General features: G+C 40.6%; 14 protein-coding genes. 9 read left to right on the top strand and 5 right to left on the bottom strand.

Features of this window, described 5'->3' with window-relative positions; all coding sequences use genetic code 11:
• The first annotated feature begins 17 nt into the window (after positions 1-17).
• The 3 genes from gcvH to H1A14_RS01190 are packed head-to-tail and all read left to right on the top strand — an operon-like array spanning position 18 to position 1,523.
• Entirely contained in the window at positions 18-395 is a 378-nt protein-coding gene (gene gcvH, locus H1A14_RS01200) for a glycine cleavage system protein GcvH (RefSeq protein WP_194774373.1), read from the top strand.
• 7 nt (positions 396-402) lie between these two features.
• Positions 403-789, top strand: a complete 387-nt coding sequence (locus H1A14_RS01195; protein WP_317174838.1) for a VanZ family protein — start codon at positions 403-405, stop codon at positions 787-789.
• A gap of 59 nt (positions 790-848) precedes the next feature.
• Complete coding sequence (locus H1A14_RS01190) at positions 849-1,523, top strand: energy transducer TonB (protein ID WP_194774372.1); 675 nt, start codon at positions 849-851, stop codon at positions 1,521-1,523.
• Between the two features lie 221 nt (positions 1,524-1,744).
• Here H1A14_RS01190 and H1A14_RS01185 read toward each other — a convergent pair whose 3' ends face one another.
• Positions 1,745-1,888 carry a hypothetical protein gene (locus H1A14_RS01185; protein WP_194774371.1) on the bottom strand — a complete coding sequence of 48 codons (144 nt, stop codon included), beginning with the start codon at positions 1,886-1,888 and terminating at the stop codon, positions 1,745-1,747.
• 303 nt (positions 1,889-2,191) lie between these two features.
• Between H1A14_RS01185 and H1A14_RS01180 the strand changes: the two genes are divergently transcribed.
• The gene (locus H1A14_RS01180; RefSeq protein WP_194774370.1) at positions 2,192-2,857 is read left to right on the top strand and encodes an energy transducer TonB; all 666 of its coding nucleotides are present in this window, start codon (positions 2,192-2,194) and stop codon (positions 2,855-2,857) included.
• 10 nt (positions 2,858-2,867) lie between these two features.
• On the opposite strand, the gene H1A14_RS01175 is transcribed toward H1A14_RS01180, so the two are convergent.
• From H1A14_RS01175 to H1A14_RS01165, 3 genes are read right to left on the bottom strand one after another with little or no spacing between them, the layout of a single operon-like run.
• Positions 2,868-3,746 (bottom strand): YicC/YloC family endoribonuclease, encoded by an 879-nt coding sequence (locus tag H1A14_RS01175; RefSeq protein WP_194774369.1) that lies wholly within the window; start codon positions 3,744-3,746, stop codon positions 2,868-2,870.
• Between the two features lie 24 nt (positions 3,747-3,770).
• Positions 3,771-7,190, bottom strand: a complete 3,420-nt coding sequence (locus H1A14_RS01170) for a TolB-like translocation protein (protein WP_194774368.1) — start codon at positions 7,188-7,190, stop codon at positions 3,771-3,773.
• A gap of 20 nt (positions 7,191-7,210) precedes the next feature.
• Positions 7,211-8,263, bottom strand: a complete 1,053-nt coding sequence (locus H1A14_RS01165) for an NAD(P)/FAD-dependent oxidoreductase (protein WP_194774367.1) — start codon at positions 8,261-8,263, stop codon at positions 7,211-7,213.
• Positions 8,264-8,321: 58 nt separating this feature from the next.
• Here H1A14_RS01165 and H1A14_RS01160 point away from each other — a divergent pair, with 58 nt between their 5' ends.
• The 5 genes from H1A14_RS01160 to H1A14_RS01140 are packed head-to-tail and all read left to right on the top strand — an operon-like array spanning position 8,322 to position 15,420.
• Complete coding sequence (locus H1A14_RS01160) at positions 8,322-8,975, top strand: MBL fold metallo-hydrolase (RefSeq protein ID WP_194774366.1); 654 nt, start codon at positions 8,322-8,324, stop codon at positions 8,973-8,975.
• Positions 8,972-9,667, top strand: coding sequence for a CDP-diacylglycerol--serine O-phosphatidyltransferase (gene pssA, locus H1A14_RS01155; protein ID WP_194774365.1), 696 nt, complete (start codon positions 8,972-8,974; stop codon positions 9,665-9,667). The genes H1A14_RS01160 and pssA overlap by 4 nt, the downstream gene beginning before the upstream one ends.
• Positions 9,660-12,926, top strand: coding sequence for a type IX secretion system sortase PorU (gene porU, locus H1A14_RS01150; RefSeq protein WP_194774364.1), 3,267 nt, complete (start codon positions 9,660-9,662; stop codon positions 12,924-12,926). Before pssA ends, porU begins: the two co-directional genes overlap by 8 nt.
• Complete coding sequence (gene porV, locus H1A14_RS01145; protein ID WP_194774363.1) at positions 12,923-14,155, top strand: type IX secretion system outer membrane channel protein PorV; 1,233 nt, start codon at positions 12,923-12,925, stop codon at positions 14,153-14,155. The genes porU and porV overlap by 4 nt, the downstream gene beginning before the upstream one ends.
• Complete coding sequence (locus tag H1A14_RS01140) at positions 14,155-15,420, top strand: M16 family metallopeptidase (RefSeq protein WP_228527486.1); 1,266 nt, start codon at positions 14,155-14,157, stop codon at positions 15,418-15,420. The genes porV and H1A14_RS01140 overlap by 1 nt, the downstream gene beginning before the upstream one ends.
• On the opposite strand, the gene H1A14_RS01135 is transcribed toward H1A14_RS01140, so the two are convergent.
• Positions 15,398-16,363 carry a glycosyltransferase gene (locus H1A14_RS01135; protein WP_194774362.1) on the bottom strand — a complete coding sequence of 322 codons (966 nt, stop codon included), beginning with the start codon at positions 16,361-16,363 and terminating at the stop codon, positions 15,398-15,400. The genes H1A14_RS01140 and H1A14_RS01135 overlap by 23 nt on opposite strands.
• Positions 16,364-16,373: the final 10 nt, after the last annotated feature.

Below are 16,373 nucleotides of genomic sequence, written 5' to 3'. Positions count from 1 at the left end.
AAAACAAACATTAGAATATGGATTTCCCAAATGAATTAAAATACACCCAAGATCATGAATGGGTAAAGATAGAAGGTAACATTGCCACCATTGGAATCACTGAATTTGCCCAAAAGGAATTGGGAGATATAGTTTATGTGGAGGTGGAAACAGTCGGTGAAAACATAGATAGCGGCGAAGTATTTGGTACAGTGGAGGCAGTCAAAACCGTTTCGGATTTATTTATGCCTATCAGTGGTGAAATTGTAGAATTCAATGAAGAACTCGAAGCATCCCCTGAATTGGTCAATGAGGATCCGTATGGCCAAGGTTGGATGATCAAAGTAAAATTCGATGGGGACTTGCCTGCTGAACTGCTCACTGCTGAAGCCTATTCAGAATTGGTAGGGGCCTAAGGTGTAGGTGAAAAAAACGGTTTTAGCTCTGGCCTGGACCGGAATTCTCCTGTATGCGATGCTTAAGCCTGGCAATGAAATTCCGGATTTCCCGATCTTTGAAGGTTTGGATAAAATAATCCATTTTATCTTGTTTTTTGCACTTACTTTTCTTTGGGCCAGGGTGTTGATAAAAAATAATCCAGAAAACCCGGAATTTTTAAAATTATTTACTACTTTCTTAGTTTTTGGATTTATTTTTGCTATCTTAGTAGAATGGATACAGCAATATGTTCCTTATCGAACTTTTGATGCTTGGGATATTGTTGCTAATGTATTGGGAGGTGCCTGCGGAATTATCTGCTATTATCTCGTAGACAAGCAAAAATCTGCTTGTATAAGTAAAAATAAATAGTTAGAATTGTTACTTAGATTAAGAATTTACGTTAACCTATTATACAAATCAAATTAACCATGGAAGCTAAGAAAACACCAAAAGCTGATCTATCCAAGAGGACAGGAATGTTCATGAATCTTGGGTTATTGGTCAGTGTTGGACTGGTTCTATTTGCTTTTGAGTACAAGTCTTACGATGATCGCGCTCTGAAAGATTTAGGAACAGTCAATGATGATTTTGAGGAGTTGTTGGATATTCCGATTACGGAACAGCCACCACCACCTCCCCCACCTATTGAGCAACCCATCATTCAGGAAATCCCTGATGAAGTTGAAATTGAAGAAAAAATCGAGGTGAATTTCGATGTGGACGTTCAAGAAGAGACGGTCATCAAAGAGGTTGTAATTTCTGATGCTCCTGTAGAAGAAAAAGCTGATGAAATATTTGATGTGGTTGAAAACATGCCTAACCCTCCGGGAGGAATGGAAGGTTGGAACAATTACCTCAGAAAAAACCTGAAGTATCCTACCCAAGCTAGGCGTATGGGTATTGAGGGGACTGTATACGTGGTCTTTGTAGTGAACACTGACGGATCCATTCAAGATGTCGATATCCTCAGAGGTATCGGTGGCGGGTGTGATGAAGAAGCCATGCGTGTAGTTAGGGAAGCTCCGAAATGGGAACCCGGTAAGCAAAGAGGTAAGCCTGTAAGGGTGAAAATGAGATTGCCTATCCGATTTAAATTGAGTTAATATTTGAATTGAAATATATAAGGGGGATTTTATCCCCCTTTTTTTTGCTTAATAGTTTTTTGATTCTATCCTTATTAAATCCTTGATTATCCATGAACTTCAGTGAAATCATTATCCTTGGAATCAATTGTCCCTTGAGAATGCTCTTCCCTTACATTTGAAAGGTCTAAACCTGAATAGCATTAGGCACAACATAAACATGCGATGATTTTTCAGGGATCTTAGCCATTGCCATTTCGTTCAATCTGATCACAATTGAATGTCTCCAAACGTAACCGAAACATCACTCTTAAGGAAAGGATTTTCATTTCTATGTCGATGTTCCTATAAGGGATGGAATAATTTTGTTTCTTAGGGTTAGGCATTCATTGAAAGTTTTTTTACAGGTTTTCAGCCTGATTTGTTCCCTTTCGCCTTCGCACTTTTTTTCAGCTTGGAGCCTGTCCTAAGTTACATATTCATTCCGTATTCCCTATTTTCAATTTTGGGCTTTGATGCCTTTCCCTTTCCCTTTTAAGCTTTCATCTTCGAGCTCATCCCTGTTTCAACCAACTTTTCAGCTTTCAATCCATCGCTTTCAAAAATATTACCTATTAAATTAGTTTAATTGGTTGTATTTGATTACCTTAATGTTTAGTAGATTGATTTCAACTAAAAACAATTCGCATATGGAAACCAAGAAAAATAAAAATCAGGATGTTTACCGATTTAGCAGACTATTTTTTCATATCGGTTTATTTGTGAGTACCCTGTTGGTGCTATTGGCATTTGAATACAAATCAGTGCTTCAAACTGAATTAAAATACTTTGATGGGGCAAATCATTTGATAGATGATTTTTTGATTCAGCCAATTGAATTTTCTACGCCTCCTCCTAAGCCTCAAAAACCTATTGCTGTGAAGCAAGTACCAGATGACATTGTCGTGGATCCTGACATCCCCATCATTGATCAGATCGAAATTTTGGATATAAATACGTCCTTTGTTCCCGATGTGGTTCCGATTATAGAAAAGGCAGATGAAATTATTGATTTTGCCGAAGTCAGTCCTATGCCTGTAGGTGGCATGGAAGCTTGGCACCGGTACCTCCAAAAAAACCTTAAATATCCCAATCAAGCCAAAAAAGCAGGCATTGAAGGAACGGTTTATGTGGTCTTTGTCATCAACAAAGATGGTTCAATTCAGGATATTGAAATACTCAGGGGTATTGGGGGAGGTTGTGATGAAGAAACCTTACGGGTGATCAATGCAGCTCCGAATTGGACACCTGGCCGACAAAGAGGGCAAACTGTTCGGGTAAGGATGCGACTTCCGGTAAGATTTAAATTACAATAAGGGACTTTGATTAGAGAATATTGAGGCTTTGTTCCTTGATTTGCTCCAGTTCATCCTTCATCAAGATGACGTGCCTCTGAATACCGGCATCATTGGCTTTAGAGCCGATGGTGTTGATTTCCCTACCCAACTCCTGTCCGATGAAACCCATTTTTTTACCTTCATTGGAAGCAGCCTTTAAACTCTTCTCCATGTAATCCAAGTGGGTGGAGAGCCTTACGATCTCTTCCGTGATATCCAGTTTTTCAAAATAATAGATCAATTCCTGCTCAAATCGATTTTCATCAAAATCATTTTCTTTCAGAAAATCTGAGAAATTATTTCTGATTCGTTCTTTAATCCGTGTTTTTCGTACTGGTTCTTCTTCTTTGACCCTTTCTAGACTATTCCTGATAACTGATAGGTTTTCTTCAAACTTCGTATAAAGCTTTCTCCCCTCATCCGTACGAAAATCATCGCAGGCTTTCAAAGCTTTTACCAATACTGGTTTCAACTTTTCCCAAGCCTCATCATCTCCTTGTTTTTCACTTACCGAATTGGTCACATTTGGTGACTGAAGTGCCAGTTTAAATATCTCAGAAGAAGTGGCCTGTACAGCACCAGCCATCTCACTGTATTTCTCAAAATAAGACTTAAAAAGTGCCTCATCAATTTGAACCGGGAGCTCAGCGGAAGATTTTCGACTAAATTCTATGGATAGGTGTACTTTTCCACGTTCCAGCTTTTCGCTGACAAGATTCCTTATTTCAATTTCCTTGTCGGAAAATTGTCTGGGTGAACGCAGCGTTAAATCCAAAAATTTTGAGTTGAGTGTTTTGACCTCTACGGCAATTTCATAGACGTCATCTTCGTAATGGGCTATTCCGTAGCCGGTCATGGATTTGATCATGGGGTGGGTTCTTTCAGTTCTCAATTAGAAATTGTACCCCAAAGTTACGTAAAATCTCAAGTCTTCTGTGGTATAGTTCCGAATAGGTCTGGCGACATCAAATTTCACGTAGTAGTTGAACAACACCGTTCTCAATCCACCGCCATAACTTTGCAACCAAGGATTATTAAAATTATTGAGGGTTATGACAAAGGGTGAACCCTCTGTATTGATTACTTCCGTATTTTGGTCATTTACCCTTTCCCATGGGGCTGAATCTGTCCAAGAGGATCCAGCATCATAAAACCCAATCAACTGGAAATTTTTGACAAAATTAGAGGCAATATTTCCTCTGGAAAGGTAAGAGAAAAGCGGTATTCTTAATTCCGCTGTAAAAGTAACCACATTGCTACCTCTGATTTCATCATAGTCATATCCCCTAAGGTCAACAAATTCCGCAAATAAGATATTGGAATTTTCTACGCCCGCGGCATTCCTGACTGGGGAGGCTTCCGGACGATTGGAAGGGGGTTGATAAAATTGATTGAAGAGCCAATTGTCCATGCCTCCTACCAAATAATTTTGGGGATTTCTACCAAAGAAACTTCCAGCAAAAACCCGGGTAGCCAGGGTAATGCTCTTATGGATTTTCTGGTAATTTCTCATATCAAGGTAAAAATTACTAAAAGATCTTTCCCCACGATTTAAACCTTGGTAATGCTGCAATCCCATTTTTCCTTTGAAGCCCTGCTGCATGTAAAGTCCCAATAGGTTTGTTTTATCCACCACCACTTCTGCCCTACCCCCTACATAATTCACATCGAATCGATTTTGTTCTTCTACCGTTCCTCTTAGAATAGAATCAGGATTAAGGTTGAAATACTGCGTTTTGGCTACAAATGGTGCCAAAGAAACCCTGGTATGTACAGTAAGCGGATAGGAAACTTCCGCTTGGGTTTTTGTCAACACATACCTTTGGAAATTAAGGTCACCTTCAGAGAGCTGCAGAACCCTTCTGTCGAACCTTCCCCTGAAATCAAGGCGGTATTTCAAATATTCATATTCAAAGAAAATATCACTCCCAGATCGAAAATCGAGGGTAGTCATGATACCACCCTTAATGGAGTGATTGTCCAAAAGATCGGTCATTTCACCATTCAGCCGAATACCGAATCCCCGTAGAGGATCCACTAGAAATGAAGTATTGAGGCTACTGGTAATGAACTGTGGCATATAACTTCTAGGGGGAGACACTCTTTTCTGCATGCTCTGCCTTCTAAAGGCATCAAGAATATTGCTCCTGCCAGAGGCAGCCTGAAGCGTACTCCTTTCCTGGGTAACAGGTGGAATAGTGTCAAAGACATAATTGTCAGTATCGATGCCACCTTTTCTTTCATACCTTAGATTTTCTGTATTTATAGCTCCTGTAAGTTCCCTTCCAGTAAGACTCTTAGGTGGCGGTATGGTATCAAATACCGATTTAACTTCTTCTTTTGGCTTTGCAGTTACTTCACTTGGAGCGGTTTCAGCCTGTTGAGGCAATTGACCGGTTCTAAGCAAATCATCCAGATTTAACCTTAAAGTGGTATCTACTCTCACGTCCGGAGATGTGGTTGTTTGGGGTCTGGGGATTTCCACCTTTTGTGTCTCAAGCTCCAATCTTCTCGTGGATATTCGTTCACTTAAATCTTTGACCTGAGACAATTGTACCCGTGGTGTGCCGGGTGTAAACTGGTCAACATTGGGGAAACTTTCCATAGCCAATTTCGCCTGTATCCCGTCCCGAAATGAAAATGCCCACATGTTGCGACTTGGTGCATAGTCGAATGCTTCAAGGCTCTTGTTAAAAGCAGAGACCTGACTGGATACGTTGCTCCCCAAATTATACCGCATAACGTTCATGATACCACTTTGATCGCTGAAATAAAGTAGGATATTAGCGTTCATCACCCTAGGGCTGAAATTTTTGCTGTTGCTGTTGGTCAACCGGGTGGTGACTGTAGAATCACCCACATCCAACCTGAAAAGGTTGTAATATTGAGGCAATTCTCGAATGTCCACCACATTCGTCAGAACACTATCTGGAAGTTCTTTAAAATTGGACGCATAGATAATTGTAGAATCATTTAAAAACACAGGTGTGATGTTATCGAAAATATCATTGGTGAGCCTTTTCCCCTGCCCTCTAACATTTAAGGTATAGATATCTCTTCTGCCATTTGCTATGGCCGATAAAACCATATTTCTGCCATTGGGGGCAAAATCCAAATCCATAATCTGGGTAATGTTTCTCAAAAAAATCCTGTCTTGACTACTTCCGTCAATAGCTCTTAACCTTAAAGTAGTCACTCCCCTTGTAAATGTCCCTATAGCCAGATTGAGCGTGTCTTTCCATGCAATTATGGGTGTCGAAAAATTTTCTCTTTGGTCATCCGATCTGTATCCTCCTTTGTAAATAGTCCTTTCCTTTTCTGTCGCTAATTCCCGCACTATTATTCGAAATTTGCCACCATCATTGATGACATAGGCCAGGTGTTTGCTGTCCGGACTGAATTTTACATCATTGATCTTACCAATCCTGTTTTTCGAAGTAGATGTGATGACTTTTTCATCATTGATATCTTTAAAGGTGGTCAAAACCTGGTTGTTTATCCCCGTATAATATGCCCTCCACTGTTCCACAAAGGTTTTGAAATTCAGTCCAATGGTATTGGCAATGCTATTTTCCTCATTTCTATTGATTCGACTAAGGTTGAGGATACTGGATATATATCTTTTTCCATATTTTTCTACAATGAAATTCCATATGGATTGACCCAACATGGCAGCTTCTTCTTCTTTTAGATTGTATAGTTTTGGATTTTTGTTTTCTTTCAAATAATGTCTCACATAATCATCCATTTCCATACTCCAGCCTGAGGCCATGTATTGAGCGGCACCTTCCAAAAACCAATATGGAAAGCTATTGATGAGGTTGGATTGAAAGGCATCTGTAATTGAGGTACCATACACCATCTCCTCTAGGATGGCCTTTGAGGTACCGTAGATCAATTCTCTTTTAAATGTTTCCCAATCACCCGTGTAAGGCACCTCAGCCAATAATTTGGAAAAAAAAGTTTGTCCGTCTATGGTGAAACTGTCTTTGTTCAAATTCAGGTTACTTTCCAACAATTCTTCTCTTGAATTATAGATGAAAATCTTGGGCTTGGTATAGGCTACATAACCAATCAGTTGGGAAAGCCGCTCAAATTCCGCTTCCAAAAAGTCAATGGCCATTCTGGCATTGGCTTGACCGCTGCCATAATAATACACCTCAAAGTTGTTTGAGCTATAAAAAGACCAGTCCATGACTTGATGCTGGATCCTGTTTTTCCCAAACCGCTCCCGGTCAAATTGTCCAAAAACCTGTTGGTTTATAAACATCAGCAAAACTGCTGAAAACAAAACAAGTAGCTTTAACTTCATTCGTTTCGGTAATCTTTCACCTAAATATAACTAAAAAAACGTTTTACATTAACATCCAAAGGGGGTTCCTTATCATTTGTCAGGAGTTCTGTCATTACTTTTGAGTAGTAAGGAGCCAAAGAAACGCCTTTGGCGCCAAAACCATTGAATAAGTAAACGTTTTCATGCTTCGGATGTTTCCCGAGAAAGGGTTTTCTATCTTTTGTAGCGGGGCGAATGCCAAATTCATGCTGGATTAACTTATAATCCTTGTTTTTGATGAGTTTATGGTGTTTTTCCAGTATTTCCATTTTTGCTTTTTCGGATATGCCCTTTTCCAGATCATGCCAGCTGTAAGTGGAGCCAACTTTTACATTCCCATCTGGTAGGGATATTCTGAATACACCCCTATTGATGATTTCGTATGGGGTAAACGACTGTTCAATGGTCAATATTTCACCTTTGACAGGGGCAAAAGGCAAACCATCAAAAAACCCTGACTTCATTGCCCCCAAGCCATTGGCGTAAATTAAGGATTTTGCCCGTATATCGCCATAAGCTACGTATCCTCTTTCAAAATTCAAATTCCGTTCTTCAAACTTTTTCTCTGAAAGCATATTTTTTTGGAGCAACCATTTTGAATAGGTATCTAGGAGTGTATTGAGGTCCAAAAAACCTGAATTTTTCAAAAGGACTCCACCGAAATCATTTTGCACTTCTTCAAAAAGAGGCCGGTCCACAATTTTTTCAATGTAGGGCTCAAAGCCCTTGTCCCCACTGAATCCCATCCATTCGTTAAGCTCTTCCACATTTAGAAATGGTCTGTAAATCGGTCTTTTGTGTAAAAACTGTACCCCTAGCAACTTTTCCAATCCTTCATAAAAGGGCTCAATTACAGGAAACAATTGATCGGCATTCCAGGTCTTGACCATTTTTTTCCCGGTGATCGGATTGTAAAGTCCCGCGGCTACCCGGCTGCTTTTGTTTTCAGCTGGCATGTCGATAAGGTGAACTGTATAGCCCCCTGTGATTAACTGATGGGAAAGTACAGTTCCAGCTAATCCCTGTCCTACAAGCAAAAAATCTACTTCCATGCCCAAATTTAAATTCTTTTGTTGTTATTTTGATGCTTCATTCAAACGAATATATAACATGCTCCGAATCAAGTCCTTTACTTTTAATCCCTTTATGGAAAATACTTTTGTGTTATTTGATGAAAGTAAAGAGGCGCTGATCATCGACCCGGGTTGTTATGAAAAGGAAGAGACCAAAATACTCACGGATTTTATATTGGCAGAAGCCCTTAAGCCTGTCAAATTAATCAATACCCATTGCCACATTGACCATGTATTGGGCAATGCGTTTGTAAAATCTCATTTCAAGTTACCACTCTGGATGCATGCTTTTGAAGTCCCTGTGTTAAAGTCGGTATCAAGTTATGCCTCCAATTATGGATTCCCTGCCTACCAAGACAGTGAGCCTGACTTTTTTTTTAAAGATGGCGATACTTTGAAATTTGGAAATACGACACTTGAGATCCTATGGGTGCCTGGTCATGCCCCGGGACATGTGGTTTTGTATGATGCTGACAGCTTGTCCTGCATTTGTGGTGACACTTTGTTTCAGGGAAGCATAGGTCGCACTGATCTGCCAGGTGGGAATCATGAAACCTTGATAAAAGCCATTAAGGAAAAACTTTTGACATTACCAGAGGAAGTGACCCTGTATCCTGGACATGGAGCTGAAACCACAGTAGGTGCTGAAAAAAAATTTAATCCTTTTGTAGGAGAAAGGGCAAGATTTTGACCATCAAACAACACATCCCCAATTTTTTGACCTGCCTTAATCTGTTGGCTGGGATGATCGGTATATACTATGTGCTTGAGGGTGCCCTACATTGGGGCGCGTATTTTATCATCATCGCTGCCGTGTTTGATTTTCTGGATGGCTTTGTGGCTCGCATTCTAAAAGTTCATTCTGAAATCGGGAAACAATTAGACTCTCTGGCGGATTTAGTGACCTTTGGGGTTTTGCCTTCTTTTATTCTATTTAAAATGTTGGAACAAACTCAGTTGTGGGAATGGTTGCCATTCTTTGGTCTATTCATAGGCATCCAATCTGCACTGAGGTTGGCCAAATTCAATGTGGATACCCGGCAGACGGACCGATTCATCGGTTTGCCCACGCCGGCCAATGCCATGCTGATCTCTACTCTTCCATTTTTGGGTAACGCCATGCCTTTGGTAGGGCAATGGCTTTCAAATCCTTGGTTTTTGCTTGGGCTGACTTTGGTTTTGGGATTGCTTTTGACAGCTGAATTGCCTTTATTGGCCCTGAAATTCAAAGATTATTCCCTCAAAAACAACCTCTTCCGGTTTGCCGTTATTGCCATAGGATTAATGTGCCTGATCATATGGGGTCTAGGAGGGATCCCTTTTCTTATCTTGGCCTATATCCTATTGTCTTTGTTGGAAGGGTTGGTTGTGAAAAATGCTTGAAAAAAATCAAATAGTCATATGGGGATGCTTGATCCTGCTTTTCTTTGGGGCTAGGGCTGAAATCCTAGCACAGGAACAGACTTTCGCTTTCCCAGTGACTGAGGAGGGAGTCTACAAAATCACACTCAACCAAGCCCAACAAATGGGTGCTTCCAACCTTCAGCAAATCAAAATCTTGGGTTATCCCGGCCCATTGCCACAGATTTTATCCGAGTCATCATTTGAATTATTGGAAATCCCTACTCAAATTATACAGAATGAATTGTTTGTTTATCTTACTGGACCTCATACTGCTCAATTCCTAGAAGGTGAACTTATCTACAAACACCATCCATATACAGATACCCTTCATTATTTAATCCAAGTTGAAAATCCATTGAAAAGGGTGTTACCTATTGAAAATGAAGGATTTGAAACCTATCCTAGCCTACTTTACAGGCTTCAATTTCATAAAAATGAAGAATTCAACCTGCTTAACTCCGGAAGAAGGTGGTTTGGGGACAGGATGGGCAATGGCGAAAGAACCAGCCTGACGTTTCAAAAAAGTCATGGGGCCTCGAGGGATTTTTACCTACAGGTTCAGTTGATGGCCCAGTCCTTGGCTTCCAATACTTTTACCAGCAGATTAAATGGGATACAGTTGGCCCAAACTGACATCCCTCCCATTCCCAACAGTACTTATGGAGTCAAAGGAAGGGAAGCTTTGTATGAACAAAAAGGACTTCTTTCTGAAGATTCAGAAAGTTTCAGATTTAAACTCGATTACAGTACAGGCAATTCCAATGGTTATGGTTATTTGGATCATTTGATCATAGGTGAAGGATTTGAGGCAGCTGATCTACCTCAGGGAATCTATTATAATTTATCAGATTTACCTGTAAACATACAGGCGCATGAGGAATTAAAGATCTGGGATATCAGTGATTTTTTCGAGGTCAAAGAGCTGAACCAAAATCAAGGCCATGGCTTAATGATTGAAAAAATTGCAGTTTTCGATCCCAATTCAGTACCAGCTGTTAATTCCATCCAATCGATTAACCTTGGTCTCCGCCAACAAATCCCTTCCGCACAGTTGCTGATTGTCACGGCAAGCAGTCTAAAAAGTCAGGCTACCAGATTGGCCCAACACAAGCAGTCCTTAGGACTTAATACTGCGGTGGTGACACCCGAAGAAATTTATCCTGCATTTGGATATGGAAATCGGGATGTAGTGGCCATCCGTAATTTTATAGCGCAATGCAGGCTACAGAACCCTTCCCTTGAAAATGTGCTGTTCTTCGGCAAAGGCACCTATGATTTCAAAGGACTTAGTGGTGGCAGGCCGAATTTATTGCCCACTTACGCTTCCAGAAACAGTCTAAATCCTTTGACCACTTTCAGCTCGGATGATTTTTTTGGCTTTGTACAATTGGGAGAAGGGGATTGGGAGGAATCCAATGAAGGAGACCATGAATTGAGCTTGGGGATAGGACGCTTGCCGGTCATCAACCTTTCAGAAGCAGCCATCGTGGTAGACAAAATCATTCAGTATGAAAATTTAGAAGTTTTTGAGGAGGACTGGAACAAAAGACTATTGCTCTTTGCGGATGATGGAGATAATAACATCCACCTCAATGATGCCGAAACCCATGCGGACTATCTAAAAAGCCAGCATCCTGAATTGGTTGTCGATAAACTTTATTTGGATGCTTTTGAACAAGTTACCGGGTCTTCCGGACAAACTTCCCCTGAAGCAAAAGCTGCTTTTACACAACATATAGAGGAGGGAACCTTACTGATCAATTACATCGGTCATGGTAACGAAACCACCCTCACAGCTGAAAGGGTCTTTACGGTGGCAGACATAGGGGATTGGTCGCCCAATAAAAAATTACCATTATTTGTGACAGCTACCTGTGAATTTGGTAGGCAAGACAGTCCCTTTCTGAGATCAGGTGCGGAAGAATTACTCATAGTTCCACAAAAAGGGGCGATTGCTGTACTTACCACAGGCAGACCTGTTTTTAGCAGTGTGAATTTTACTTTAAATAAAGCTTTTATAGAAGCCGTATTCAAAAAAGAAGAAGGACAATATCTTTCTTTGGGGGAAATTTTCAAGCAAACCAAAAACAATAGCCTAAGAGGTGTATTGAACAGAAATTTTTCACTCATAGGAGATCCAAGCCTTCGATTGCCATTGCCTGAGTTGAAAATGGAGGCACTGGAAATCAACGATTTAACTTTAGAAATTGAAAGTGATACACTTAAGGCATTGCAGCAGGTATTGATCAAAGGTGCCGTAAAGGATCCTGTGACAGAATTGACAGTGGATCGATTTAATGGGAGTTATGAATTGACTATCCTGGATAAAGCAGGTGAAGTGCGGACCTTAGGTGATGAAAGCAATCCTGCTACTTTTAAGGTAAATGACATCGTACTTTTCCGGGGTCAGGGCACGATAGACAAAGGGATTTTTGAGTCAGAAGCCTTTATTCCCCAAAACATAAATTATACCTTCGGAGAGGGTACTATAAGGATAACTGGCATAGCCGAAAATCAGAAATCCGAGGCATTGGGAGCTCAATTGATTACCATTGGTGGAACTGCACCTAACGTTGTAAAAGACACTCTAGGCCCTGAAATAAGGGTTTTTGTCAATGACAGTATCCAATCGATAAAAAAAATTAACACCCGAACAGCCACTCTGATTGTCAAACTTCGGGATGAAAGCGGCATCAATGTTTCCGGCAACAATTTAGGACAGGATCTTAGCCTTCAGGTTAATGAGGACCAACTCCACATTCTAAACAGGGCCTATACCGCTTTGGACAATGGGTATCGGAATGGCATAGTAATTGTAAAAGTCGAAAACTTAGTAGAAGGGCCCAATCAATTGACGGTTCAGGCCTGGGATAATGTGGGGAATGGAAATCATCATACAATTGAAATCATCGTGGAAGGCAGCCTTACTGCCAGCATCACCCATCACGTGGTTTACCCTAATCCCAGTTCGACAAACAGTACATTTAAATTCACCCATAACAGGCCCGGCGAAAACCTAATTGTACAGCTGCGTGTTTTTTCTTTGGCTGGCAGTGAAATATATAGTTCCAGTAGACGTTATGCAAATGCCCAAACCGAAATTGGGGATTTTGTATGGAATTATTTTGATCACAAAACCAAATTTCCAGTCAAAGGAACGTATATTTACCAATTAGAGCTTATTTCTGAGTCTGATGGCACATTTGATCAAAAAAGCGGCAAACTAATTATTCAATGAAAGTTCATCCTATCATCTCAAAAGGTTCATTTTTTCTGGTAGCACTTACCTGCATCGGACTTACAACCAAAGCACAGAACTCTTCCATCATTTCGGGCCAAGACCCAAACAGGAGAGTCATCACCACAGCAGTCCCTTTTTTAAATTTTGCTCCTGACAGTAGACATTCGGCGATGGGTGATGTAGGAGTAGCGACCACTCCCGATGCCAATTCAGCGCATTGGAATGCAGGAAAGCTAGCATTTATTGACGGAGAAATGGGTTTCTCCCTATCCTATTCACCTTGGCTCGGCAACTTGGTCAACGACATGTCACTGAACTACTTGACCGGTTACAAAAGAATAGATGATGTATCCGCCTTTGGAGTAGATCTTAGGTACTTTAATTTAGGCAATATTGTTGAAACAGGCCTTTTGGGCCAAGAACTTGGGGTATTTACTCCCCGAGAAATCGCCATTGGAGGAACGTATTCGAGAAAATTATCGGAAACACTCGGTTTGGGTATTTCAGCTAGATTCATTCACTCCAACCTCTCCGGTAACCTCAGCAGTGCTAGCGGCAATGAAAGTAGACCAGGCATCAGTGTAGGTACTGATGTGGGGATTTATTATAGAAATGAAATCCTATTGGGAGGAAAAGAAGCGTATTGGTCTTGGGGAGCCACCATCACCAACATTGGTCCAAAAATCACCTACAACAGTGCCGAAGACCTCGATTTTATCCCTACTAATTTCCGCTTGGGAACTGCCTTGCAGATCAATCTTGATGATTTCAACACGCTTACTTTTGCTTTCGATGTCAATAAATTAATGGTACCTACTCCTCCTATTTGGGAATTGAATGAGGATGGTAGCCTCGCCACAGACGATAACGGAAACCCCATTATCGCTCCAGGAGGAGGAAGAGACCCAAATAGGGCATTGATCAACGGTATGTTTACCTCATTTTTCGATGCCCCAGGTGGATTCCAGGAAGAACTTCAGGAATTTATGCTTTCATTTGGTGCCGAATATGATTACAACGACATATTTGCCCTAAGGGGTGGTTATTTCTATGAAAATCCTAATAAAGGAGGAAGAAGGTATTTTACCATGGGAGTAGGCTTAAAGGTACAGCGATTTGGATTCGATTTTTCTTATTTGGTTCCGCAAACCCAAAACCATCCTTTGGCAGAAACATTGCGAGTTTCACTAGCTTATAATATCCCAAGAGACCTCCGAAGAAGATAATGCCGGATAGATCCAAAGCCCCGGAATTTCAGATTCCAGATCACATTGACCTGATTCAACCCCGAAAGTGGACCCTAAAAAATGGGATTCCTCTTTATTATATACAAACTGACACCATCGAGGCCGTCAAGTTGGAGGTGATCTTTCAAACTCCCCTTAAAAAAATCCCTGAAGGAAAGGGGCTTGTTCCCTTCTTTACCCTTCACATGTTGCTGGAAGGTACCCATAACCTTCCATCCGAAGAATTAGACAACTTCTTTGACCATTATGCCTCAGAGGTGGAATTCATTTCCTCGTTTGAGCAGCATGGTTTATCCTTGTTGTGTACTGCAAAGCATTTTAAGGATGTACTTCCTGTCTTTAGGTCTCTTTTTACCGAGGCAGTGTTTCCCAAAAAAGAACTTGACACCAGAAAGGCTCAAAAAAAACTGAGTATTGCCCTCCAATTGGATAAAAACCCTGCAAGAGCCAATCAATTGATTCGGAAAGCGCTTTTCGGGTCTGATCACCCTTTCGGATTCATTGCAAGGGAAGAAGATGTGGATGAAGTTTCTGTTGAGGATTTGAAAACCTTTTATCAGGATAACTTTCTAAATCGTCCGGAGTTGTTTCTTACCGGCCCATTAGGTGATGATCAAGTAACTGAGATCATGAAGGCTTTTGAGGACTTACCTAATCTAGCCGCCCCGATTCATCTGCTTGATTATCAGTTTAATCCGAATGAAAAAATCACTGAAACAAGAGCTAAATCAGTTCAATCAACCATTCGGATCGGCCAGCACTTGATTTCTAAAAAACATCCTGACCACCACGGATTGATGGTTTTTAATACGATTTTAGGCGGCTATTTTGGAAGCCGGCTTATCAGAAACATTCGGGAAGACAAGGGACATACCTATGGCATCTACAGTAGTATAGGCAGCTTGAACCCAACCGATTATTGGCTGGTGATGGCTGATGTTCAAAAAGGCTTTGCTGAGGAGGTCATAGAGGAAGTTTACAAAGAAATAGATCGTTTAAAATCGGAAGCTGTTTCTCACGATGAGTTGGAAACTGTTCGGAATTATATGATTGGACACTTTTTGTCTTCCTTCAGCTCTCCATTTGATTTGATTTCAAGGTTCAAATCCATACACCAACATGGCTTGGATTATAGTTTTTATGAAGAACAGCTTCAGTACATCCGAAAATTTACCCCAGAAGATGTACTTAGGATCGGCCAACAATATTTTAAGGAGAATTTTATTGAAGTGGTTGTGGGCTAGGATCTTTTTTCATCCATGCATAGAAAAAAGAAAGGTCTATCCTGGATTTGGCCCACAACGTATATAGGACCAATTTTGGGTCACTGACTTCAATGGCATTTGCCAAAGCAATAAATTTAAGGGCTACAGCGAAATTGGCGGAAGCTAGGGCATGTTTCAATTCATGCATGACCCTGAACTGTAAGGCTTCGTTTTCCTCCTCTGTTTCATTCATTAGTTTGATTTTCATGCAAACTTTAAAGGTCGACGGTAACATCCTAGAAGTCTTTACCTGGTATTGTTGCTTTGAAAAAGCATTTTGATGCAATCTTTTTTTTACGCCTACAAATTCAGAATAAGCAAAAGGGTGGCTTCTTGCCAATCTTACCAGAATGTCAAAATCCTCATAGACCAAGGTCTCATCATACCCTCCCTCCAACTTCAACGTGGTGCTATCAAAAACCAATGTACTGGTACAGATACAGTTAAATCCCACCAATTCCCGATAAATAAATCCTTTGGGTACAATGTTGTTTTTCTTCCTTTCAGAAAACAGGCCCAAGGCCTCCCCTGTTTCATTGATAAGCATGGCTTGACTTGAATAGGCCTTTGCTTTTGGATTTTCAGAGAAGGAAGCCAATGCATGGTGAAGGTGCCCTTTTAGAAGGATGTCATCACAGGAAAAATCTATTATATATTTTCCTTTACTCAGTGCCAGGGCCTTATTGAAAACCTCACAGTAACTTTGGGATTGATCATAAAACATTTTGGTGATTTTAAAATGCTCTTTATGCAGCCAATACCATGTATTGATCACCTCCCTGCTCTTATCCTTACTGCCATTGTCCACTAAAAAAATTTCCAAGGGATAGAAATCGAGATTGATCAGGCTAGAAAGTGCATCATACACAAATTTTTCCTGGTTAAAACAAATGCATATGATCGAAACCAATGGGTTTTTCATGATACGGATA

The sequence above is a fragment of the Pararhodonellum marinum genome, assembly GCF_015354735.1.
Taxonomy (GTDB): domain Bacteria; phylum Bacteroidota; class Bacteroidia; order Cytophagales; family Cyclobacteriaceae; genus Pararhodonellum; species Pararhodonellum marinum.
This window is presented reverse-complemented; position numbering and strand designations above follow the sequence as displayed.

Coding starts and splice junctions, on each gene's coding strand:
- H1A14_RS01180 (WP_194774370.1), top strand. CDS start 2,192: ATGGAAACCAAGAAAAATAAAAATCAGGATGTTTACCGATTTAGCAGA.
- porU (WP_194774364.1), top strand. CDS start 9,660: ATGCTTGAAAAAAATCAAATAGTCATATGGGGATGCTTGATCCTGCTT.
- H1A14_RS01170 (WP_194774368.1), bottom strand. CDS start 7,190: ATGAAGTTAAAGCTACTTGTTTTGTTTTCAGCAGTTTTGCTGATGTTT.
- H1A14_RS01165 (WP_194774367.1), bottom strand. CDS start 8,263: ATGGAAGTAGATTTTTTGCTTGTAGGACAGGGATTAGCTGGAACTGTA.
- H1A14_RS01175 (WP_194774369.1), bottom strand. CDS start 3,746: ATGATCAAATCCATGACCGGCTACGGAATAGCCCATTACGAAGATGAC.
- H1A14_RS01185 (WP_194774371.1), bottom strand. CDS start 1,888: ATGCCTAACCCTAAGAAACAAAATTATTCCATCCCTTATAGGAACATC.
- H1A14_RS01135 (WP_194774362.1), bottom strand. CDS start 16,363: ATGAAAAACCCATTGGTTTCGATCATATGCATTTGTTTTAACCAGGAA.
- porV (WP_194774363.1), top strand. CDS start 12,923: ATGAAAGTTCATCCTATCATCTCAAAAGGTTCATTTTTTCTGGTAGCA.
- H1A14_RS01190 (WP_194774372.1), top strand. CDS start 849: ATGGAAGCTAAGAAAACACCAAAAGCTGATCTATCCAAGAGGACAGGA.
- H1A14_RS01140 (WP_228527486.1), top strand. CDS start 14,155: ATGCCGGATAGATCCAAAGCCCCGGAATTTCAGATTCCAGATCACATT.
- H1A14_RS01160 (WP_194774366.1), top strand. CDS start 8,322: ATGCTCCGAATCAAGTCCTTTACTTTTAATCCCTTTATGGAAAATACT.
- gcvH (WP_194774373.1), top strand. CDS start 18: ATGGATTTCCCAAATGAATTAAAATACACCCAAGATCATGAATGGGTA.